This window comes from Acinetobacter larvae (assembly GCF_001704115.1).
Classification (GTDB): domain Bacteria; phylum Pseudomonadota; class Gammaproteobacteria; order Pseudomonadales; family Moraxellaceae; genus Acinetobacter; species Acinetobacter larvae.
In genome coordinates, this window is sequence record NZ_CP016895.1 from 3159670 (window position 1) to 3183757 (window position 24088).

The 24088-nt window shown below is 44.0% G+C and carries 19 protein-coding genes; 17 read left to right on the top strand and 2 right to left on the bottom strand.

Annotation, left to right across the window (positions count from 1 at the left end):
* Positions 1-83: 83 nt before the first annotated feature.
* Positions 84-728 (top strand): ParA family protein, encoded by a 645-nt coding sequence (locus tag BFG52_RS13965; protein WP_067557537.1) that lies wholly within the window; start codon positions 84-86, stop codon positions 726-728.
* 104 nt (positions 729-832) lie between these two features.
* On the opposite strand, the gene BFG52_RS13970 is transcribed toward BFG52_RS13965, so the two are convergent.
* Positions 833-1096, bottom strand: a complete 264-nt coding sequence (locus BFG52_RS13970) for a hypothetical protein (protein WP_157758119.1) — start codon at positions 1094-1096, stop codon at positions 833-835.
* A gap of 30 nt (positions 1097-1126) precedes the next feature.
* On the opposite strand from BFG52_RS13970, the gene BFG52_RS13975 reads away from it, so the two are divergent.
* The 3 genes from BFG52_RS13975 to yccS all read left to right on the top strand — a co-directional run bounded on the left by BFG52_RS13975 (position 1127) and on the right by yccS (position 5240).
* A complete protein-coding gene (locus BFG52_RS13975; RefSeq protein ID WP_067557540.1) occupies positions 1127-2230 on the top strand; it encodes an AI-2E family transporter in 1104 nt (367 codons plus the stop codon).
* A 174-nt stretch (positions 2231-2404) separates the two neighbouring features.
* Positions 2405-2965 (top strand): superoxide dismutase [Cu-Zn] SodC, encoded by a 561-nt coding sequence (gene sodC / locus BFG52_RS13980; protein WP_407639214.1) that lies wholly within the window; start codon positions 2405-2407, stop codon positions 2963-2965.
* A 124-nt stretch (positions 2966-3089) separates the two neighbouring features.
* Positions 3090-5240, top strand: coding sequence for a YccS family putative transporter (gene yccS, locus BFG52_RS13985; protein WP_067557545.1), 2151 nt, complete (start codon positions 3090-3092; stop codon positions 5238-5240).
* A gap of 280 nt (positions 5241-5520) precedes the next feature.
* Here the strand turns inward: yccS and craA are convergent, their stop codons facing one another.
* Positions 5521-6750, bottom strand: coding sequence for a chloramphenicol efflux MFS transporter CraA (craA, locus tag BFG52_RS13990; RefSeq protein ID WP_067557548.1), 1230 nt, complete (start codon positions 6748-6750; stop codon positions 5521-5523).
* Between the two features lie 437 nt (positions 6751-7187).
* Between craA and BFG52_RS13995 the strand changes: the two genes are divergently transcribed.
* The 13 genes from BFG52_RS13995 (at position 7188) to BFG52_RS14060 (ending at position 24053) form a co-directional block, all read left to right on the top strand.
* The gene (locus BFG52_RS13995) at positions 7188-8495 is read left to right on the top strand and encodes an FAD-dependent oxidoreductase (protein ID WP_067557551.1); all 1308 of its coding nucleotides are present in this window, start codon (positions 7188-7190) and stop codon (positions 8493-8495) included.
* Positions 8496-9146: 651 nt separating this feature from the next.
* Positions 9147-10325, top strand: a complete 1179-nt coding sequence (locus BFG52_RS14000) for a saccharopine dehydrogenase family protein (protein WP_067557554.1) — start codon at positions 9147-9149, stop codon at positions 10323-10325.
* A gap of 208 nt (positions 10326-10533) precedes the next feature.
* Positions 10534-11322: a bifunctional phosphoribosyl-AMP cyclohydrolase/phosphoribosyl-ATP diphosphatase HisIE gene (gene hisIE, locus BFG52_RS14005; protein WP_067557557.1), complete on the top strand. Its 789-nt coding sequence runs from the start codon at positions 10534-10536 to the stop codon at positions 11320-11322.
* Positions 11323-11428: 106 nt separating this feature from the next.
* On the top strand, positions 11429-12202 hold the full coding sequence (locus BFG52_RS14010; protein WP_067557560.1) for an AraC family transcriptional regulator: 774 nt from the start codon (positions 11429-11431) through the stop codon (positions 12200-12202).
* A gap of 112 nt (positions 12203-12314) precedes the next feature.
* Complete coding sequence (gene leuA, locus BFG52_RS14015; protein ID WP_228703763.1) at positions 12315-14039, top strand: 2-isopropylmalate synthase; 1725 nt, start codon at positions 12315-12317, stop codon at positions 14037-14039.
* A 214-nt stretch (positions 14040-14253) separates the two neighbouring features.
* Entirely contained in the window at positions 14254-15747 is a 1494-nt protein-coding gene (locus BFG52_RS14020; RefSeq protein WP_099092642.1) for a UvrD-helicase domain-containing protein, read from the top strand.
* A gap of 377 nt (positions 15748-16124) precedes the next feature.
* Positions 16125-17540 (top strand): AAA family ATPase, encoded by a 1416-nt coding sequence (locus BFG52_RS14030; protein ID WP_067557569.1) that lies wholly within the window; start codon positions 16125-16127, stop codon positions 17538-17540.
* Positions 17541-17853: 313 nt separating this feature from the next.
* Positions 17854-20691, top strand: a complete 2838-nt coding sequence (locus tag BFG52_RS14035) for a monovalent cation/H+ antiporter subunit A (RefSeq protein WP_067557572.1) — start codon at positions 17854-17856, stop codon at positions 20689-20691.
* Between the two features lie 3 nt (positions 20692-20694).
* Positions 20695-21060, top strand: a complete 366-nt coding sequence (locus BFG52_RS14040) for a Na+/H+ antiporter subunit C (RefSeq protein ID WP_067557573.1) — start codon at positions 20695-20697, stop codon at positions 21058-21060.
* Positions 21060-22874 (top strand): monovalent cation/H+ antiporter subunit D, encoded by a 1815-nt coding sequence (locus BFG52_RS14045; protein WP_067557576.1) that lies wholly within the window; start codon positions 21060-21062, stop codon positions 22872-22874. Before BFG52_RS14040 ends, BFG52_RS14045 begins: the two co-directional genes overlap by 1 nt.
* The gene (locus tag BFG52_RS14050; RefSeq protein WP_067557579.1) at positions 22864-23391 is read left to right on the top strand and encodes a Na+/H+ antiporter subunit E; all 528 of its coding nucleotides are present in this window, start codon (positions 22864-22866) and stop codon (positions 23389-23391) included. Before BFG52_RS14045 ends, BFG52_RS14050 begins: the two co-directional genes overlap by 11 nt.
* Positions 23388-23660: a monovalent cation/H+ antiporter subunit F gene (locus BFG52_RS14055; protein WP_067557582.1), complete on the top strand. Its 273-nt coding sequence runs from the start codon at positions 23388-23390 to the stop codon at positions 23658-23660. Before BFG52_RS14050 ends, BFG52_RS14055 begins: the two co-directional genes overlap by 4 nt.
* Before the next feature lie 9 nt (positions 23661-23669).
* Positions 23670-24053 (top strand): Na+/H+ antiporter subunit G, encoded by a 384-nt coding sequence (locus tag BFG52_RS14060; protein WP_067557585.1) that lies wholly within the window; start codon positions 23670-23672, stop codon positions 24051-24053.
* The last annotated feature ends 35 nt before the right edge of the window (positions 24054-24088 follow it).

The following is a 24088-nucleotide window of genomic DNA, read 5'->3' on the forward strand; positions in this document are numbered from 1 at the left end:
TTAAGGTATATAGTTGAAATATAAATCAATCTAGCGATGACCTAAACCGATCAACATTTACTATTTTTTTTAATAAAGCGAACATGAAGACGATACTTATTGCCAATCAAAAAGGCGGCTGCGGAAAAACCATAACGGCAATCACGCTTTCGACAGCACTCGCCCAAAAGCGTTATAAGGTGGCATTAGCAGATGCCGATAACCAAAAATCTGCGCTACAGTGGCTGAAGCAGCGACCGTCGGACTGTGCCCCCATTCAGAGCTTGAATTGGAGCCAAGAAAAAGCCATTGGTGATGCGCCTAAAAACTTAGATTATTTGATTATCGATGCACCGGGTGCGTTACATGGTGAGCATGCCGAGCAGCTGATTGCCGAATGCGATGCCATAGTCATTCCTTTACAGCCTTCATTCTTCGATATCGACAGTACCCGACGATTCTTAAAGCATATACAGAATATCAAGCGCATTCGTAAAGGTAAGGTCGAGATCTACTTGATTGCCAACCGTGTTAAAAGCAATAGTGCCAGCAGTAAAATCATTCAAGAGTTTTTTGAGAAAGTAGAGCAGCAACCAACTGCTTGGATTTCTGAACGCAGCCTATATGGGCAACTGGCGGCACAAGGTTTAAGTATTTTTGACAAAACCCAAAAAAATGCCTACCAACTGCAACAGCAATGGCAACCCTTGTTAAATGTTTTAATTGATGATCCAACCACTTGGTTTTAAACCCTGACATTGCAATGCTCGCCTTTGCGGTATTCAGTAAACACACTGCGTTGCTGCCAATCCGTGCAGTATGTCCGCGCTAGGGTATGCAGATACAGCCTATTCTAGCGTTGTCTATGGTTTGCTCTGAGCTGTTTTTCTCCATCGGGTTTTCTCCATCGAAGTAATTGATAAATAAAAACAACCCAAATGATTAAAATTAAAGCTAGAATAATTTTGGGTGAGGAAAGATGATTTAAGCCCTTGAGCGGTGCGTCATCATTTATTCTGTTATCAGCACCATGCAGTCTGTAAATAAAACTGTTTAAATGGCTGATAGCAGCTCCCCCAATTGCCATTTGATATCCATCCCTTTGTTTTATATCCATCCCTTTGATTGACTGATATTCGAGAAATTTGTGCAAAATACTTTTTCATCTTTACAGCGTATTTTATTACTTGGCTTGCTCGTCATTTTAGTCATTTTGGGCTACGACATTCTCAAGTACTTTATCGTTCCCGTATTGTGGGCCAGCATTATTACCTACATGACTTGGCCGCTATATAAATATATTCTGCGCTGTTGTGGAGAACACCGCCCTAATCTCAGCGCATCCATCATGTTAACGCTGGTTATTTTAGTGGTTGGCTTACCGCTCATTATTACTATTTTTATGCTGCAACAAGAAGGTCGTCATCTTTATCTGAACCTCGAACAACAACTCAGTTCTGGTGATCTCAATCTGCCAGCATTTATTTTACAGCTGCCAGTAATTGGACCTGAAGTAGCCCGTATTATGGAACAGATTAATGCTGAGCCAGGCAGCCTATCGCAGACCATTGCAACATGGTTACAGGGGCATCTCAGTTATGGTAAGGCTGTGGTGAATGAAATTAGTCGTAACCTGATTAAACTGTTCTTTGTGTTATTAACTCTATTCTTCTTTTACCGCGATGGTAAAACCATTTTGCAACAAGTCAGCCAAGCCTTAGAGAATATTATCGGTCCACGTGTGCATCATTATCTGGATACGATTTCTGAAACCACACGTGCCGTTGTTTATGGCGTAGGGCTAACCGCTATTGCTCAAGCACTGTTGGCAGGACTCAGTTATTTTGTTGCCGGAGTTCCCAACCCCACAGTCCTGACGTTGGTAACATTTTTATTTGCATTAATTCCATTTGGAACGCCTTTTGCCTATGGTGCAGTATCACTCTGGTTATTTTCACAAGGTCAGACCATTGAATCCATCGGCGTCATGCTTTGGGGTATTGGCATCGTCAGTACGGCAGATAATGTCATTCGACCGATTGTGATTTCTGGCGCTACACGTATTCCATTTATTTTGATTATGTTTGGTGTGCTGGGTGGTATAGCCAGTTTTGGTTTTGTTGGTTTATTTATTGGACCAGTTATTTTAGCGATTTTATTGGCGATTTGGCGTGAGTGGCTGCATGAGAAAAGAGAAAGCATGCAGGTCCCTAAAACCACCCTGCTGTATGATGATGAGAATGATGCATGATCATGCCCAAGGCCGTTGCAATCGCTTCACTTAAACCAATCCCTTAACTTAAATAAGGTTTTCATTGCGATGATTTTGATTAATTGATCTATACAATCATATAGTTATTTTCGATTGCCATCTGGCTGTAGCTTTGTTTAAATCATGCTACACATCGAAAATTAGGATATGTCAATGTCATTAAAATTATTAAAACTGAGTGCTTGCTGTAGTATTGCAGCAGCCGCTTTATTGGGGTGTAACACAGCAACCACACAAACAGAAAATCTCAGTCAAACAACTGTACATCGTGTCACTGTACATGCGGTAAGCCCTGCAGGGGTCGGTGCTGCCATTGGTACAGTAAAACTCAGTGACAGCGCGCAAGGATTGGTTATTGAAAATGACTTATCCCAATTAACCCCAGGCTATCATGGCTTCCACATCCATGAAAAAGGCTCTTGTGAACCAGCTGAAAAAGATGGCAAGATGGGGGCAGCATTGGCGGCAGGTGGTCATTTTAACCCGAACAATGCACCACATCACGGCACGCCCAATGATGGTCACTTAGGTGATTTACCGGTACTCAATGTCGACAGTGATGGTAAAGCCCAAACCACGGTCATTGCACCACGGTTAAAATTGGCAGACATCAAAGGGCTTGCCATTATGGTACATGAGGGAGGTGATAACTATTCTGATAGCCCTGCGCCACTAGGTGGCGGAGGTAACCGTGTAGCTTGCGGTATTATCTAATGCTTGAAGATTTGATCGGATGATAATGATCTGATTATTATTATTATGATGATGATGTGGATATCTACGAAGATATCCACATTTTGATGATACCCTGCACTTTGCATCATGATGGATGCCGATGATGACAGCTTGGCAAGCGCTACGACAGCACCTTAGCAGTAACTCTTTATTGCTGTATTGCATACAAATTGCAATTGTACTCAGTGGCACCACACTGGGATTATATTTTCTTGATAATCAGTCACTCATCGTCCCGGTGACCTTAGGTGCTATTGCAGCAGCGCTCACAGATTTTGATGATCGCCTAAGTATTCGGCTTAGAAATCTCATTTATGTCTGTGTTTTATTTTTTGCAGTCAGTAGCCTATTAAGCCTCATCTATCCTTATAAAATACTGTTTGTGGTTTATTTTTCTTTATCCAGTGCTGCTTTGATTTTATTGGGTGCCTTGGGACAACGTTATGCGGTTATTTCGTTTGGTGCAGTCTTATTATCTATCTATACACTCTTTGGTATCGGTGAATATCCACACTGGTCGACCCAAGCCAGTTATTTTGTGTTAGGCGCTTTATATTATGGTCTGAGCTCGATCATTTTTTATTTACTCAAACCGACGCAAGCATTACAAGATAATCTCGCGCAAAGCTTTAGCCAAATTGCCGACCTACTCTATGCCAAAGCACGGCTATTTGATCCCGATAATTATGACAATGTCGAACAACTGCTCTATACCCTGTCACAGTACAATACGCCTATAGTGCACAGTCTAAATCAAACCAAACGCGCATTACTGACCCGTCTAAAAGCCTCACGTGCCAATGCCACTACCATTTACTGGTTAGATTTATATTTTCTAGCCCAAGATTTACATGAGCATGCCAGCTCCAATTTTGTCCATTATCAACAACTACAAACACAATTTAGTCGCAGTGATTTGATTTACCGTATTCAAAAAAATATTCGTTTACTGGCACAGTCCTGCCAACACATTTCACAATGTATTTTGCATCGTCAAAACTATCAGGAAAATCCAGAACAACGCTATGCCCTGACACAACTAGAATACTCTATGCAAGACTGGATCAGTGCCAATCCCAAACAATTACAAGTTAAAAACCTTAAACTGATTTTAAATAATCTCACATCACTGCAAGAGCAATTGCAACGTCTCAGCCAACAACAAAGCATAGAATCACCGAAAAATAGCCAGCAAGTTGAACATCTCAAACTGTTAGATGACGATATTCAAGGGCTCGGTGATTTATGGCTCAAGCTCAAGCAGCACCTCAATACCGACTCGGCTCTTTTTCGTCATGCGGTTCGTATTGCGGTGGTCTTTCTGATCGGTAATCTGATCTCCTTACTGCCCATCACAGAACACGGTTATTGGATTTTATTAACCAGTTTATTTGTTTGTCAGACCAGTTATTTTGCGACCAAAAGTCGCTTAAAACTCCGCACCCTCGGTACGGTTCTAGGGGTATTCCTCGGTATTCCAATTCTGTATTTTGTTCCCAGCATGACTGGACAATTATTATTGACCATTATTTTTGGCGTATGCTTTTTTTATTTACGTTCCAAAAAATATGCCATGGCAACCCTCATGGCCACCTTGATGGTATTGTTAATTTTCAATTTAAAAGGCGCAGGTTATAGCGTCATTCTGCCCCGTATTATCGACACGCTATTGGGCTGTTTAATCGCATGGTTTGCTGTCAGTTTTATCTGGCCAGATTGGAACTTTAGAAATATTAGTCGCAATATTCGTCAGAGTAACCTCAATAGCATGGCTTATTTTGATGAAGTGGTACAACAGTATTTGCAGGGGCGCAATAACCATACTGCTTATCGCAAAGCACGGCGCTATGCGCATAATGCGCAGATTGAACTATCCAATATGATTTCGAGTTTAAGTACCGAACCACACCCCAATGCTGAACTAATCCAGCAAGCTTTTCGTTATCTGGTTTATAGTCATAGTCAATTGAGCTATATCGCCGCTTTGGGTAGCCATCGGCAGTACACGGCACAAACTGCCATCCGCCAATTACTCATAAACTGCCAGCAGCTATTACAACACAGCGTAGTCCAGCAACAACCGCTTGATGAACAACAATTACAGCAATTGAGTACGCAAATTGCTGCGCTCAGTTTCGGCAATGATCATGATGAACACATATTATTGGTACTCAAACAACTGAGTTTGCTATTAGAAACTTTGCCTGAGTTTTTATTATTACAACAGCAATTATTGGCTTGGGAAATTCGCTAACTTACGGGTAGAGCTGGCTTTGCAAACACTGAGATTTCAATGCTTGGCTTTGCAAAACTGAAGTTTCACAGCTAGCGTTTCAGTATTTGATTTTCACAACTAAGCTTTTTAAAACTGGGCTTTTTAAAACGAGGCTTTTTAAAACTGGGACTTCAAAGCGGGATAGTCATGCTGGTTTAATCCAGCAAGTTGTGCATCGCACAAACATTGCTGAAGAAAACCCTAACTCTCATCGACACTGGCTCTCATCGACAAATGACGTCATCTAGACCATGCTAGATTAGAACTGCTGATTGGCAGCACGTTCTTGCATGATCTTTTTAAGCTCTGTACGCGGTAAAGTAAACCACAGTAATAGCAATACCAAACAACAGAAAGCAAAGGAGATGATATGAAAATGCTCATATAACACGCGGGCAATTTCAATAATACTAAAGAACAAAGTCATTAATAATAATGAAATGGCTGCAGCAACCGTTCCTTTTGAAACTTCAGATGACATTAATGCCAAACGATAAACAATAGAAAATCCAATTCCCTCACCAAAACTAATCAAGCTCAAACCCAGTAAAATACAAGGCAACACATAGTCTTGATGAAAAGTACCGAATAATAAAATCAAGGCACCGACCAACATAATCGGTACACCGATTAAAACAGTTTTGCCCAATGGATATTTATCTACGATCCGCACCAAAACCAAATTACCCAAAATTAAAGCACCGAGAATGGGAAATTGACTTAGACCATATTCAACACTACTCAAGCCCAATTCATCGACCAACATCACGGGGGATAACGCGATCCAAAGCATCAGTGGCATACTTAGCAAAGGCAATGATGCCGTCATGATTAAAAAACGCTTATTGTGATAAACCTGTTTAAAATCTTGCAGCATATAACGTAGCGAACGTTTGGGAACAGAGACTTGTATATCTGGCATTTTGCTTTTGAGACCAAACCAACTGAGCCCAGCCATGGCAGCAATACCAATAAAGCCCCAATGCCAAGAGACATGTTCTATCAGTCCTGCACCGACCACAGGACCTAATAAAGGTGCCAATAGCGAAATATTTGCCATCAACGCCATCACCTTAATAGCATCACGTTCCGCAAAACTTTCTTGGATTGCAGCATAGCCGACAGCAGAAATGACCGTCAGACCAAAGCCTTGTAAAAAACGCAAAGCCAGAAACTGATAAATATTTTGCGTCAATAAAATCAATAAACAGGTCAGTACAAAAAAGAGTACGCCACCGAGCAATACTTTTTTACGACCTAAACGATCGGATAAAGGTCCTAATAACCAGGCGACACAAGCCCCACCCAATAAATAAAAAGACATGGATGACGGTGCCCATGTGCTACTCACGCCGAAGTCTCGTGTAACGGCAAGCATCGCAGGTTGGACTAAATCATTTCCGATATATACCGAAAATTCGAACAGCACCAATGCCAATGGAAACATTAACGTAGCGCGGCTCAAGGTGGTAGTTGGAACCTTTTGCATTTTAATCTACACACAAAAATTGTACTTGCTGCCCCAAATACAGACCAAGCCTGCATGAGCGAACACAAGTAGGATATAAACAATATAGAGATTTTTAGAGGTTGCTAGGAAAGTCGGTGCCAAAAAGCACAGCAACAAGAAAATTTATACCTAGCACATAGATACACCGTATTCACAAGGTGTCTAAAGCAATTCAAAAGAGAATGATAGAATTGTTTTCACTTAAAACAGACAGTATCAAGTCAGAAAATTCTAACAGATTTTTTTAGTAATACTAAACATTTTTATCAGCTTTTCTTCAACATAACCCATTTATGCTCACGGCAAAGTGGATCACTTGGTAAATCAGCGCACTTTTGCTAAGCTACGCCTCGCACAATTGCATCAGCATAGCCTCCTATTATTCATTTAACGTATTACAAAATCATTGCAAAAATATGCCGACAACAACAAGTTTACATTTTGCCATTATTGGAGCAGGAACCGCTGGCTTAGCTGCCGCGATCGTGCTCGCCAAACTTAATATACGGGTCAGTCTTTATGAACAAGCACCGCGCTTAGCCCCTGTAGGAGCTGGCTTGTTGTTACAACCCGCTGGCTTAGCAGTGTTTGAACACTTAGGATTATTAACGCAGGTTCAGCAACTGACTGCTGAGATTTCTGGTTTAAAAGGTTGCTTGCCAGATGGTCGTTTGGTGGTCGATAGCCATTATTCACAAGCAGATACTGCGTATTATGGCCTGGGTATTCATCGTGCTAGCTTATGCCATGTGCTACAACAAGGTCTCTTGCCCTATCGCGATCTGATCGACTGCCACTTCAATACACGCATTCAGCGGATTGAGGAACAGTCACAGCATGTACTCCTCCATGGTGAAGTCATATCACAGCAGCCAACGCAACAATCGTCTCAAGCTTTTCAACAGGTTCATGATGCCGTGTTCATTGCCAATGGTGCGCGCAGCCAATTACGTCCCGCCGCTTGGGTCAAAATCGAGCAAGTTTATCCTTGGGGTGCAGCCTGGTGTATTGTGCCAGAACAGCAAGATCACACCCTGTTTGAACAGAAAATTTTGCATCAATACTATGCCGGTGCTCAAGTCATGCTGGGCATCCTACCCTCGGGCTGTATACCACATGCCCCCACACAGCGTCTCAGCAGCATTTTTTGGAGCATGCCGAGCAAGCAGCTTCCCGCCTTTATCCAACAACATGATCATGAAGTTTGGCTACAGCAGATTGCACAACATTGGCCCAAAGTTGCACAACACTTGGCACAGATTTGGCAACATAGCGCACAGCCACCACAATGGCTGGCGGCTGAATATCGAGATGTGGTCCTCAAGCGCTTTGGCATGGGGCGTATTGGTTTGATCGGTGATGCAGCACATGCCATGAGCCCGCAATTAGGGCAAGGTGCCAACATGGCATTGCTCGATGCTTGGGCACTGGGACAAGCGATACAACAAGCACGTCAGCACGAACAAATGGACTGGGCAAAACTATGGCAGCATTATCATCTACTGAGACAACCTTCGACCGCTTTTTATCAAACGCTGAGTCGACTGCTCACCCCTTTATACCAATCACACAGCCGTAGTGCGGGCTATTTTCGTGATGTCTGTTTTCCACTGATGAATCAAATTCCCTATTTACAAAGACAGATGGCATTGACCATTGCAGGTCTAAAGCGTAATGCCTTACAACAATTTTCCTATGCTGACATCGCCAAAACTTGCCGTTAGCAGCCGCTGTGTCACATAGCGATGTTCATGATGGCAAAAAATGGGTAAAATCGAGCTAATTTATTTATAGTATAGAAACTTAATTATGTTCGCGCGCCAAAATAGCTCACTGCTCAAAACAAGTCTTTGCTTTGGGCTCTGCTTTAGCTTTTTATTTGCTTGTTTTTTCCTATCACAACAACCGCATATAAACTTAAATCGTATCGCGTTGTTATTGTTCATCGCGGCATTGGCAAGCAGTTTATGGGCGATCCTGATGTATTTTTGGCAGCAAAAAACTCGCTCTTAAGCCCAGCACATGCGGCTTTGCCTCAACGACAAATCAATAGACACAGCTATACTTCAGTATAGACCAGCCAGTTGGCCGCTAGACGACCATTGGCTGCCCCCTAGAGTCATGCTATAAACTTGATGTTTTTCAATTAAATAATTTAATATAAAGAAGTTGACAATACATCATGTCAATTATTGTTCATCGCTAGATCAATGTCATGCACACGATGTATTGAAAATGGATAAGCATGTACTGTGCCAACAGCAGTGCATGCTCTCATCCAATCCACGCATTCGATGCAGTATTTTAAGACTTAATATTTTTAGATTTAATATTTCGAATTCAAGTTATAAGCAACACGATATCTGGGGCATTTCATGAAAGTATTAGCAATAGGTGGTAGTGGTGGTATGGGACGTGCTGCCGTTCGTGCAGCATTAAGCTTTGACTTTATTGAAGAAATCATTATAGCGGGCATCGATGCTGACTTAGGAGAGCGTTTTGCTGCATCCCTCAACGACCCGCGCGCCCGTAGTATCTTTTTAGATGTCACCGATCAAGAACAACTGCGATATGCGATTGCCGCAGTCGATGTGGTCCTCAACTCAGCAGGACCTTTCTTCCGTTTTGGCGTTCCCATTTTGTCTGCGGCCATTGCTGAAGGCAAACACTATTGCGATATTTGTGATGACTGGCAGCCAACCGTAGCCATGCTGGAATTACATGAACAAGCCAAACAAAATAATGTCATTGCTGTTATTGGTTTAGGTGCAAGTCCAGGCATTATTAACCTGCTCTGTGTCAAAGCAGCGCAGCAATTGGATCGTGTTGATCGCATTATTTCGGCCTGGAAACTCTCGGGTGCCGTCAATGCCGATGATGGTTTTCAAACAGCACCCGTTGCAGGCAGTGTTGATGCCGCTGCAGTACACTTAATGCATTGTTTGTCTGAAAAAATTCGGATTATTCGCGAAGGTAAAAGCATTGAAACCGATGCACTGGAACACTCGACTATTGATTTCCCTGAGTTTGGTTTAATGGACGTTTGGTCATTGGGGCATCCAGAAGCCATTACCTTGCCACGGCACTTTACGCAATTACAAAGCTGTTATAACGGCATGTTAGGCATTGCTGATTGGGTTGATAGTTTACGCCAAGCTGCCCAAGCCATTGCTGCTGGACAAATCAGTGTCGATGATGCAGCACGCAAAATATTGCAACAGGTACAGCAAGATGCCCCAACGACTCAAGCCAGTCCCGTGGCAGTAAAAACCCCGGGCTCATTTGCTTTTGCTGCGGGTCTCAAAGACAACAAACCGACGCGCGTCGGTGCCTACTTAAAACACTTGCCAGCAGGTGGGATGGCCACCCTGACCGGTATTCCACAAGCATTATTTTTACCCTTGTTGCAGCAAGGTCATTTCCAACACGCAGGCGTCTTTTCACCAGAGCAAGTTATAGATCCAGATGCCTTCTTTGCATTGTTTGATGGTTTTTGTGGTTCAGAAGGTGCTGGCGTGACCGTACTCACCGCACAAGATAGCGCGGCACTTTAAGTTTCACGCTTGCGCACTGCATTTTGCCCAATCCATGATCAGGGTACAGGACAGCTTTTTAGTGTCTTGAGTCCTGATTATGGATTTAGTCGTGTTAGTATTTACAAGCAGGCACACATGCTTGCATGATAACATGCAGCAAAATATCGCTTGCCAAGACACAGCATATTGGCAAGCCATACGTGAAATAAACAAAAGGTGAACCCTCATGGCAAATACGCAATGGCTTGATGAAGTCAAATTTAATCAACAAGGTCTAATCCCTGCCATTGCTCAGGATCATCGTAGCGGTCGCGTGTTGATGGTGGCATGGATGAACCGTGAAGCCCTGAGCTTGAGCGCTGAAAAAAATCAAGCCGTTTATTATTCTCGTTCTCGCCAAAAACTTTGGCATAAAGGCGAAGAGTCGGGGCATTTTCAAAGTATTCATGAAATCCGCTTAGACTGTGATGCCGACGTGATCATCTTATCTGTCGAACAACACGGCGGCATTGCCTGTCATACCGGGCGCGAGTCCTGCTTCTACCGTAAACTCACGGCACACGGTTGGGAGGTGGTGGATGCTCAGCTTAAAGATCCAACACAGATCTATGCCGAAAAAAGCCCAAGCCCAAATGCACATAGCCAAGTCATGCAAGCTTCCAATGCACAAGCTGAACAAGTTGAAGTTCTCAACTATTTGGCAGACTTGATGCAACAGCGTAAAACGGCGAATCCCGATAGCTCTTATATTGCTCAGCTTTACCATAAAGGGCTCAACAAGATCCTCGAAAAAGTCGGTGAAGAAAGCATAGAGCTGATTCTAGCAGCCAAAGAATATGCACAAGACCCTTGTGCCGACCATAAAAATGACTTTATCTATGAAGTGGCTGATGTCTGGTTCCATAGTATTATCGCGCTAGGCTATTTCGATATCGACCCACAAGTTGTGCTCAATGAATTGGCACGCCGCCAAGGGCTATCTGGCTTAGTGGAAAAAGCCAATCGTCAAGCATAAGCCAGTCATCAATCATAAAATGTGGGGCTGCGCCATTAGACCAGCGCCACAACATCAAACACCTACGTGATGGTGTTTGATGTCACTGTTGAAGGAGTCTGACACCATGCATTATCATCATGGTCATCTTGACTATCCTATTTTTGCCTTTGCACAGCATTATGCACATGGTTGTACCGAACCCTTTCACCAACACGACCGCATTCAGTTATTACACAGTTTAAGTGGCGCGATCCACGTACAAACACGGCAAGGCATCTGGGTCATTCCCCCCAATAAAGGGGTATGGATTCCTGCACAGACTGAACATTGTATTAAGATTTATGGTCAGGTCGAAGCCCATGGGGTGTTTATCGATCCCTATGCCAGAGCCGATTTAGCCAATCACTGCCAAGTGGTCGCGATTAGCCCTTTACTGTCCGAATTGATCAATAGTGCACTGAGCATTCAACATGCTGTACAAGCGCATAGCCGCGATGAACGTCTGCTACAATTGATCTTAGATGAAGTTCGTTTCTTGGAACAATTGCCTTTTCAGCTACCCGAAGCCAAATCGGCAACGCTACAGAATATTTGTCTGTATCTTAGTCAAAATCTTGGACAAAACATCAGCTTAGAACAATTAGCCCAACAGTTTCATTTGAGCAGTAAAACCATTAGCCGTTATTTTTTACGCGAAATGCAAATGAGTTTTGGGCACTGGCAACGACAAGCCAAATTATTACACGCGTTAACTGCGCTCTCTCTCAACACACCGATTCTCACCATTGCACTTGATCTCGGCTATGACAGCCCGAGTGCTTTTAGTTATATGTTTAAGCGTGAAATGGGCTGTACCCCAAGCCAATATCTCAAAACCGCACCGACGATTGATGCTTAAGTGAATGCTTAAGTTGCTCGGCTCCACATCGCAAATCAACCGCAAAAACAAATGTCTTTTATTCGACAGCATTAGTCTATGCCGCGTTAGATAGACATAGGCTGAGCTTGGCATGATGGTCTTATCTGCCAAAGAGGTCTTTGTTATGTTAGAACAACCACAACAAAAATATCGTCCATTTATATTTATGGATTTCCCTGAACGCACATGGCCCAGCCGTCGTATTCAGCAAGCACCAATGTGGTGCTCGACCGATATGCGTGATGGCAACCAAGCCCTTGCCAATCCGATGGATCACGACAAGAAAAAAGCTTTTTTTGAATTATTGCTGGGCTGTGGCTTTAAGCAAATTGAGGTCGCCTTCCCTGCTGCCTCACAAACTGATTTTAATTTTGTCCGCTATCTTATTGAAGAACAAAAAATTCCTGATGATATCACGATACAGGTGATGACTCAGGCGCGAGCAGATCTGATCGACCGAACTTTTGCGGCATTAAAAGGTGCCAAAAGTGCCATTGTGCATGTCTATAATGCGACGGCGGAAGTATTTAGGCGTATTGTTTTTCAAAAAAGTCGAGCGGAAATCATCCAACTTGCCATTGCAGCCACGGCGCAAATCAAAGCTCGTTGCGCGGAACAAGCAGACACCCAATGGACCTATCAGTATTCACCAGAAACCTTTTGTTTTACTGAAATGGATTTTGCCTTGGAAATTTGTGAAGCCGTCGCTGCGGTATGGCAACCCAGTGCCGATCGTCCAATGATTATCAACCTTCCGACCACGGTAGAGGTCAGTACGCCCAATGTTTTTGCCGATCAAATCGAATATTTCTGCCAGCATTTTTCACAACGTGATGCTGTCAGCATCAGTATTCATCCGCACAATGACCGTGGTACAGGAGTGGCAACGGCAGAGCTCGCTTTAATGGCAGGTGCCGATCGGGTAGAAGGCTGTTTGTTTGGCAATGGTGAACGTACCGGTAACGTCGATTTAGTCAATATTGCACTAAATTTATATAGCCAAGGTATTGCGCCTCAACTTGATTTTTCAGACATTCGTAAAGTCGCAGAGATTGTACAGCAATGCAATGAATTGCCGATTCATCCACGTCACCCCTATGTTGGTGAATTGGTCTTTACTGCCTTTTCGGGAAGCCACCAAGATGCCATCAAAAAAGGCTTTCAAGCCCGGCAACAACAAACGCATTGTTATTGGGAAGTACCATATTTGCCGATTGATCCTGCCGATTTAGGCTGTAGCTACGAGGCGGTTATTCGGGTCAACAGTCAATCGGGCAAAAGTGGTGCGTCGTGGATTTTACAACAAAATCATGGTTTGGAATTGCCCGCAAGCTTACAACGTGATTTTAGCCAAGTGATTCAACAACACACCGAACAAGCCAATCGCGAACTCAGTGCAGCGGAAATTTGGCAAATTTTCTGTCAAAGTTATGGAATACACGCTACACCACATTTACAGTTGCTAGACTATCAAAGTCAAAAAATGACAGATGCGAGCTATCAAGTGCAGCTCAACATTGATGCTGCGGGGCGCAAGTCCAAACTCCAAGGGCATGGTAATGGTTTACTTTCGGCATCATTACTTGCTTTACAACATAAATGGCCTGTTGCAATGACCATTGCGGAATATAGCGAACATACCTTAGGCAGCCGCAGCCATAGCCGTTGTATTAGTTATATCCGTTGTTTAGATGCACAAGGTCAAAGCTATTGGGGCGTTGCCATTGATCACGACATCGCCAGCAGTTCCGTACAAGCCTTACTCAATGCCCATGCCAATTATTTGGCACAACAAGGTCTGTCCTTAAGCGCTTAAACGCTTGACCGTAGCACTTGGTTTTAGCGTTTGGTTTTAGCGCTGCATCTGAGACCTGAGAACTTTGCCAGCAAGCACAGCTGTCTTGTTGGCAAAGCTCAGCAATACAGCGCAAATCTCCCCGCCATGTGAATATTTTGCTATACTCAAGCCTGCGCATTGCGACCTCTGGTCACAATCTTTGCCAACCCTTTGACCTATAGACGCTTTGCTTGTGCCTCAAATATTAAAACCAACCGCAGAACAAAGTCTTGCCATTACGCAAGCCGCAAAAGGTGAATCTTTTAAAGTCATTGCCTATGCGGGTACGGGTAAGACCACGACCTTAGAAATGATCAGTAATGCCTTGTCGCAACGACGTGGGATGTATCTGGCATTTAACAAGGCCATTGCCAATGAAGCCCAAGCTAAATTTCATCAAAACGTCAACTGCCGTACTTTTCACTCCTTGGCTTTTCGCAGTGTGCCACGAGGAGTCACCGACAAATTACGCCTGCCGCGTTTAAGTCCAAGCTTTATGGCCAATGAATACCGTCTGACACCGATTACGCTCAGACGTTTAATGGGGGGACGATATGAAAAATACCTGCTCACCTCAAGTCGTCTCGCCAGTCTGGTGGCCAATGCCGTCAGTTACTTTTGTTCAACCAGTTCACAATACCCAGCACCAAGACATTTGCAAGCACCCTCATGGTTGCATCCGGACGATATCGACAGCTTGCAAAAACATCTCTATCCTGCGGTGGAACGTCGTTGGTTGGAGTCAATAGACCCGCAGCATCAAGCGGGTATTGGTCATGATATCTATTTAAAACTCTGGGCTTTATCTGAACCCAATATTCCTGCTGACTATGTGCTATTTGATGAAGCACAAGATGCCGATCCACTTATGTTGGGTATTTTACTCAAACAAAGGCAAACCCAAGTGATTTATGTCGGTGATGCCCATCAACAAATCTATGCTTGGCGTGGTGCCATCAATGCCATGCAAAAATTGCCGCTCCCCGAGTCTCGGCTCACCACCTCTTTTCGTTTTGGTGACGAAATTGCAGAGGTTGCCAATGCCTTACTCGGTGGGCTAGATGAAGCAGTACCCTTAATCGGCAATGCTGAACGCAAATCGCGTGTAGTCAACAAACCACATACCAAAATGCGTGATGCAATCTTATGTCGTACCAATGCACGTGCCATGGAATTACTGTTATCTGGTTTAGTACAAGGTGATAAAGTCAGCTTACAAGCCGATCACCTAAAGTTAAACCGTTTTGTCGATGCAGCCAGCTTGCTGAAACAAGGCAAACGGGTAACCGATGTGCCAGAGCTGGCATGGTTCAATTCTTGGCATGATGTACACGAATACTGTGAAACCAATGACGGTAGTGATATCAAGCCTTTGGTAAAATTGGTCGATGAGCATGGCACCGCCCCCTTAAAAAAAGCTTTGGCTAAAATCAGCCCGTTAGATCAAGCAGATTATGTCATTTCTACCGCCCATAAAGCCAAGGGCTTAGAATGGGATCGGGTGCATTTAGAAGATGATTATCAGTTTAAAATCAATGGGCTTGATCATAAAATTCAGGATGAAGAACTGCGCTTACTCTATGTCGCATGTACCCGTGCCAAAAGTAGCCTCAATATCCACCATATTTATGATCTTGTTCAGCAACTTAAACTCAAACGCGGTCAGGCTAACATCGCAACAGCCTAGCCGACCGCATAGCGACAAAACTGTCTAAAACGTATTAAATACAGCATACAATTTCATTGCGAAATCGCTATAGCAGATACATGCCAGATCAGCACAATAGCACCATAGCATGCAGCCAAACGCCGCATCTGCTGCGCTTCTCGGTTTTTTATTGAACAGATCAAGCAACACAAAATCACTATGATCAGGTAATAATTGCAAATAAGCGCTAGGGAGAATCCACACATTCTGCTAAGGTATGCCGACATAAATACTATGAAAATATGAGTTATTTTATTTATAAACGCGCTGCCCACCATCCAGCAAACACAGCAATCTGAGGTAGCCCGTGCGCTCGCGTTGTACACAACACAGTTCTGCTGTGATCCGAGGTGATTATGTTATTAAAATCGGTAACACTCAAAAACACATATTGTTTTTCACAGCTGCATATCGAGTTTGATTATAAAAAAAGTTTAATCAGTGTGATTTTAGCCGACCAAGGCTGTGGCAAAACTGCAGTTATAAAAAACATCTTCCATGCATTGAGCTGGTTTCCTGCGCGCCTCAAAGATATGCGCTATGCAGGAATCGTCTTGGCAGATTGGGAAATCAAGGCTGGGCAACGTTCAGCCAGCACCGAAGTTTGTGTGCAAATTGCAGAAGAAATTGGGCAACTTTCCGAAGTCGATCATGTCGCGGCAACTGACCTCTCTTTATGCCATTGGCAGCTTTTTAAGAATCTTAATGCTCAAGATGTTGGCATGAGCCGTGTTGAAACAGAACAATTAGAACAACTGATCACACGCTATCAACGCACGCTAAAACAGGATAGCCTACAAACGCTGCCATTATTGGCGTATTATCCTGAAACACGTTTTGTGCATGAGATCAATTTATTAAATAAAAATAACCCCGCCCAATTCAATCTACACAATGCCTATGAGCTTACGGCAGTGCCGTTTACTACATTTAACCGTTTTTTTGAATGGTTACGTGAAATTACCGATATTGAAAATGCAAAGAGTGCTTATTATTTTCAACAATTACTTGGACCCAGTGCACAACAGATGCTCAATCAGCAAGCATCTTCTACTTTTTTTCATGATGCCCTGCTTCAAGCACGTACTGAACAGCATTCACCGTGTTTACATGCCCTCAAACAAAGTCTGTGTACTGTATTCCCTGAGCTCAGTGAGCTGTATCTGGTCTATGAACCAAAATTACAATTGATGCTGGAATACCAAAATCAAAAATATAGTTTTCAACAACTTCCTCACCATCTTAAAGTCTGGATCGCTTTGGTCGGCGATATCGTACGACGTTTGTGTTTGCTCAACCCGCTTAGTCTTTATCCCCAGCAAGAAGGCTATGGTATTGTGCTGATTGACCAAATTGATGCCGAACTCGATAGTGATGCATGCCGTAGTATTTTAAGCCGTCTACAACACGCCTTCCCGCAGCTACAATTTATTGTCAGTGCCAGTGATCCAGCAATCTTAGAAAATGCCGAAGATTATCAATGCCTACGCCTCAAATCTAACGGTATTTTCCCAATTGAACTGGATGCACACTGGCAACAACATCAAACACACTATCTTGAGCTTGCGCCTGTTGCAGAACCCCACGCGCCAGCTGAAACCGCAGAGCAGCTGCCTGAAACAACAGCCCTTGATCATCATGCAGCGGACCAAGATGTACAGCAACTCTTTGCCCAGATTCAAGCATTAAATCTCACGCAACAGGCGGCTTTATCGCGTTTATTGGCTGAAGACAACGACCGCAAAAGTAATATTTTTTATCCAGAGTGCTAGACCTAAGCGTTGTCTCACTTTGCAGCAAAATGATGCGAAATTTCACGTATAAATAATGTGAATATCTATGTAATTATTATTGATGTTCACCGAGTCATGTAATAAGATCATTACGATCATATATCTTGCAGCATCAGTATTTTACTGCATTTTATACTTCAAATCTGATCGACAGTGAGTTGCGCAATACAACTGACTCCTAATTTATTTTAATTTTCGTTTGGCTTTCAAGATCGAGCATTTTGGAACTCCTTTTGAGTTCCTGTAATCCTTGAAAGATAATATCCACATAGGTTTCGACCTATTCACGACATTGGATACGCGTGTGCTACCGATTATCATCTTATTTCCTTTAGTCATTGGCACAATACTGGTGCTCTGGCTAAAACGCTACTCAAGGGGGCTTACCGCCTTAGGGGCAATCAGTGCCAGTCTCACCAGTTTTATCTTATTACTTAGCCAAGCAAAATCGGTATTACACGGTATAGTCATCACAGAAACATGGTCTTGGTTACCGCAATTGGGCATCGATCTCAGTTTCCGCTTAGATGCGCTGGGTTTAATTTTTTCGCTACTGATTAGTGGCATCGGTACCCTGATTTATATTTATGCTTATTATTATCTTAGCCCGCCCAATTCATTGAGCAAGCTATATGCCTTGTTCATGCTGTTTATGACGGCAATGCTCGGCATTTCACTTTCAAACAACCTCATTATTTTATTGGTTTTTTGGGAGTTAACCAGTATTTCATCCTTTTTACTGGTGGGCTATTGGAGCCAGTACGAAGCAGCACAAACTGGCTCACGGATGGCACTGACGGTCACTGGACTGGGTGGTCTCGCAATGCTGGGTGGTTTTATCTTATTAGGGCAAGTTACTGGCACTTATCAAATAGATGAGCTCCTCAATATGGGACCACAGATTCAGAGTAGTCCATTATTTGTGCCTATTTTGCTGCTGATTTTATGTGGTGCATTTACCAAAAGCGCGCAATTTCCTTTTCACTTTTGGCTCCCCAATGCCATGGCAGCCCCCACTCCGGTTTCGGCTTATTTGCACTCCGCCACCATGGTCAAAGCCGGTATTTTCTTACTTGCCCGTTTGTTGCCGATCTTTGCTGGGGCAGCGCTTTATCATGGTATCGTGACCACGATTGGCTTATTGACCTTCTGCATGGCAGCATGCTTTGCGATTTTCAAAGATGACCTCAAAGGTTTATTGGCATATTCCACTATTAGTCATCTGGGGTTGATCGTCTGCCTATTAGGCATTGGCTCGCCTTTGGCTGTTGCCGCAGCTATTTTCCATATCATTAACCATGCCACCTTTAAGGCTGCATTGTTTATGATTGCCGGTATTATTGACCATGAAACTGAAACACGTAATCTCAGAAAGTTACGCGGTGTCTGGCAAGTTCTACCGTTTACAGGGACCTTAACCATGATCACGGCGGCAGCGATGGCTGGCGTACCGCTGACCAATGGTTTTATCTCTAAGGAAATGTTCTTTACCGAATTATTAGCCAACCTCAGCAGCTCAGCAGTCGTGATTGCCGCCATTGTTGCAACCCTAGCAGGGTTATTTGCGGTGGCGTATTCAACACGCTTTGTACATGGGGTATTTTTTGATGGTCCTTTGGGACGTGATATCCCCAACCAACATGCGCATGAACCCAGCCTAGGCATGCGTGCGCCGGTTATCCTACTGGCGGCACTGTGTCTTGTAGTTGGGATCGTACCGGCTATTAGCGTACAGATTTTTGTCAATGCCGGCGCCATGGCAAGTAGCCAAGACTATAGTATGCAGTCTGTGCACCTTGCAATTTGGCATGGCTTTAATGCACCACTCTTGATGAGTGCCATCGCCCTGTTCGGTGGCGTGCTATTTTATAGCGTCTTGGCACGTGGTGATCGTATCCGACATATCGCGCTAGAGCGCTATCTCGGTCCTGTGCAAGGCAAACTGATCTTTGAAAAAATCCTAAAATATCTGAAGAAATTTGCTGCGCAGCTAAAAAAATACACCGAAACAGGTTCATTACAAAACTATCTCTTTCTGATTGTGCTCTTTAGCGTGGTGATCGTCAGCGTCCCTCTGCTCAACCAAGGCTTAAGCACAGGTCAACGCACGCTCACCGCCGCACCGTGGACCGCCATCGTATTATGGTTACTTTTATTCTCTGCATGTTGGATGATGCTCTGGTTTCACCATGAGCGGATCAAAGCCGTTTTAATCAGCGGTGCCATTGGTCTAGTTGTCACCATGGTCTTTGTTGCCTTATCTGCACCAGATCTTGCTTTAACGCAAATCAGTGTAGATGCTGTCACCACGGTCTTATTGCTGATGGGGCTTGGTCTACTTCCTCAGCTCACACCATATGAATCACGCAGTGCAAGACGCTGGCGTGATGGGATCATTGCAGTACTTGCCGGTGTCGGTATTGGCTGGATCAGTTGGCTCATGCTCACACGCGACCACAGCTCAATTTCATGGTTTTTCGTCCAACAGTCCTTGCCTCTAGGTGGTGGTTCCAATGTGGTGAATGTAATCTTAGTCGATTTCCGTGGCTTCGATACCTTCGGTGAAATTACCGTCTTAGGCATTGCTGCAATTGGTGCACTGTGCATGATGGATGGCATGCGAGCACATGGCACCACGGTAACACAAGGTCTAACCTATCGTTTTAGTCCCTCTCCCCTGATGCTACGCATGACAGCTTCTTGGATTTTACCTCTGGCATTGGTGGTAAGTTTTTATATCTTCCTACGTGGTCACAACTATCCTGGGGGTGGATTTATTGCAGGTCTGATCACGGCGATGGCACTGGTCATCCAGTTTATGGCCATTGGACAGGACCATGCCGAATCCATTCTCAAAGCCAAATCTGGGCGACGTTATGAAAGCTGGATCGGTACTGGATTATGCATCGCTGGACTATCTGGTATGGCATCATGGTTTTGGGGCAGACCCTTTCTCACCAGCGCGCATATTTATGTCGATGCACCCTTATGGGGGAAAATGCATCTTGCATCTGCGGCAGCATTTGATCTGGGTGTTTACGTCACCGTCGTGGGTGCCACCATGTTACTCATTTCTGTATTAGGCGACTCGCGACATTCTACGATGTCCGGTCCAGTACCCAAGGGATAATTCATGATCAGTCTCGAATTTTTACTCGCATCTGCTATTGGATTATTGGTTGCAACAGGTGTCTATCTTATTTTACGTGCCAGAACCTTCCCCGTAGTGCTTGGGCTTGCGGTGATTGGTTATGCCGTGAACTTATTCTTATTTAGTACCGGACGCATTCAAGTCAATGCACCCGCGATCTTAAGCGATACGCTGGGGGTAACCGATCCACTGCCTCAAGCCTTGGTGCTCACTGCCATTGTTATTGGCTTTGCAACAACAGCCTTTATTGTGCAATTGGCCTTACGTAGTCGTTATGAAACAGGTTCAGACCATGTCGACTCCAAAGAAGAAATTCCTGTGACTGACCCGCGTGAGGATGAGCCTTGATGATGAGTTTTTTTAATTTTTGGCAAACCCATACGCCGATCATTGGCATTTTAATTCCTGCAGTTACCGCCTTTCTTTTGGTGTTATTGGGTAACCCGGGTTCAGGTTCCTTATCGCATGACTGGCGTCAACCTTGGCGGCGTAGCATTAGCATGTTATCGGTACTACTGGGGTTGTGCACCGCCATTGCCTATTTGCTACAGGCCAATAACGGTCAGATTATCGTTTATCAACTCAGTGAATGGCGCGCGCCTTTTGGCATTGTGCTGGTGCTCGATCGACTCTCTGCCATGATGCTGCTGCTCACCTATAGCTTAGCGACAATTTTAATTTGGTTTGCCTGCAAACAATGGGATGAACGTGGTCGCTATTTTCATGCCATGGTACATTTTTTACTGATGGGTTTAAGCGGTGCTTTCCTCACTGGCGATTTATTTAACCTATTTGTATTTTTTGAAATTTTGCTCATGGCATCCTATGTGTTGCTGCTGCATGGTCAAGGCAAGGCCCGTTTTCAGTTGGGCATTCACTATGTCACCATTAACTTATTGGCATCGGCCTTATTTCTCATTGGCTTGGGTCTAGTCTACAGCAGTGTCGGCAGTCTCAATATGAGCGATGTTGCACGTATTATCAGCACACTTCCTCCCGATCAACAACGTTTGGCAAGTGCCGGTGGTTTATTATTATTTGTGGTCTTCGGCATCAAAGCAGCCATGCTTCCTGTCGGTTTTTGGTTGCCCAAAACCTATGCCGTTGCCACTACACCGGTTGCGGCATTATTTACCATCATGACCAAAGTCGGAATCTATGCCATCTTAAGGGTCAATGGTACTGTATTTGTCGACAGTCAGAGTCAACAAATTTTGGCGCAATGGCTATTGCCCATCGGCTTAATGACCACTTTATATGGTGCAGTGGCAGCATTAGCCAGTGACCGTTTACGCCGCTTTACTGGCTTTATGGTATTGTCCTCCATCGGCACCATTTTGGTTGCAATCGCCCTAATGAACAGTAATGCCTGGGCAGGTGCGCTGTATTATTTGGTCCACAGTACCCTCATCGCAGCAGCACTGTATTTACTCTGTGGTTGGGTAACATCGCAACGCGGTGAATTGAAAGACCATTTAAAAATTGCACCACAAATGAAACAACAATTTGCGGTTTCCATGAGCTTTTTCATCATTGCCTTAATGATGGCCGGTCTACCGCCACTCAGCGGTTTCTTTGGCAAGATCATGATCTTACAAGCAACCATGCACAACTCAGCCCAAGCATGGGTCATTGCTGTCATCTTATTGGTCAGTCTCATCAGTATAATCGGCTTTAGCCGTGTGGGTTTGATCTTATTCTGGAAAGCAGAAAAACCGGAAACCGACCCGAAACAAGAGGCATATAGCAGCTACCAAGTACTGCCCAATCGTGCTCCACCACGCAATGACCATAGTATTTATTTATTGCTCAGTTTATTGGTTGCCTATGTTGTTTTTGCTGCCCCCATCACAAGTTATGTCGAACAAACTGCCGAACAGCTTTTTGATCAAAAAGCTTATCAGCAAGCGATTCTCACCCAAGATGCGCAAGGGCAAAATATTAGTGTACAGCCTTTTGATCCACTCTATGTGCCTGAAACCAAATATACTGGAGAAGCTGAAGATCCTTTAGCCTACACCATTCCAGCCATTATTAGCCCACAAACGCTCAAGGGTGAACACATTACTGAACATAAATGGCGACTTACACAACAAGCGACGCCCGCCATAGATGAACTAGATGCAAGTCGCAGTATTGGAGCCCGCAATCATGAGCAATAAAAACGGCTTTTTCGCGCGTTGCCTACCACATCCCTTTGTATCGGCTTGGATTGCTTTGGTTTGGTTGATGCTATCACATAGCGCAACTTTTTATGATATCAGCGTTGCGGGACTGCTCGGTCTTTGTATTCCCAAGCTGATTCAACCTTTTCTGATCAAAACCCAAGTCAATAGCTGGTCTTTGGCGCTACGGCTATTCTTTGTGGTGTTATGGGATATTATTTTATGCAATATCCAAGTCGCCAAACAAATTCTCGGTCCCACACATGCGCTGCAGCCAAAATGGTATCGTGTTCCACTGGATAGCGATCATGAATACGTCAACACCTTATTGGCAATGATCATCACCACAACGCCAGGTACAGTGAGTGCCGGGATTGATCAGGAGCGGGGTGATATTTTAGTGCATGCACTGAACAGCGATGATACCGAACAAGATATTCGAGACATTAAACAACGTTATGAACAGCCGTTAATGGCAATCTTTAACGTCAAACCGCAGGAGAATGGCGCATGATTTTAAAGTATGCTCTTGGGATTAGTCTGCTGATGGTGACTTTATCAATGTTTATGTGCTTGATTCGTTTAATCAAGGGCCCTTCTATTGTCGACCGTCTCTTGGCTTTGGATACCTTATTTTTAAACGCCACCTGTTTAATGATCATTCTTGGTATTTATTGGGCAACGACCTCTATTTTTGAGGGTGCTTTATTGGTTGCCATGCTTGGTTTTGTATCCACAGCTGCACTCGCCCGCTATTTTACTAGCGGTCATGTCATCGATTAGGAGGCTCTGATGGATATTCTCATGCAAATCTTGGTCAGCATTTTCTTACTGATTGGTGCTTTCTTTACAGTCGTCGGGTCAATTGGCATGCTAAAACTCCCCGATCTCTTTATGCGGCTCCATGCACCCACCAAGTCAAGTACTTTAGGGTTGGGAAGTTTTTTAATTGCAGCACTCATTTATGCTGCATTTCAAGGACGTTTTGGCTTTGCTGAATTGATCATTACCTTTTTAGCATTTATTACTGCGCCAGTCTCTGCCAACTTGATTGCACAAGCAGCCATCCACTTGCGTTTACGTTCTTTAAGTGGTGATGTACCGGAATCTATTGAGCGTCGACTCCCTTGGCAACGCCATCGAAAAATTAAAATTTTTAAAGATGATGATCTCTAAAGCAGAATGGATTAAAAAATCTACAAGATGCTGCG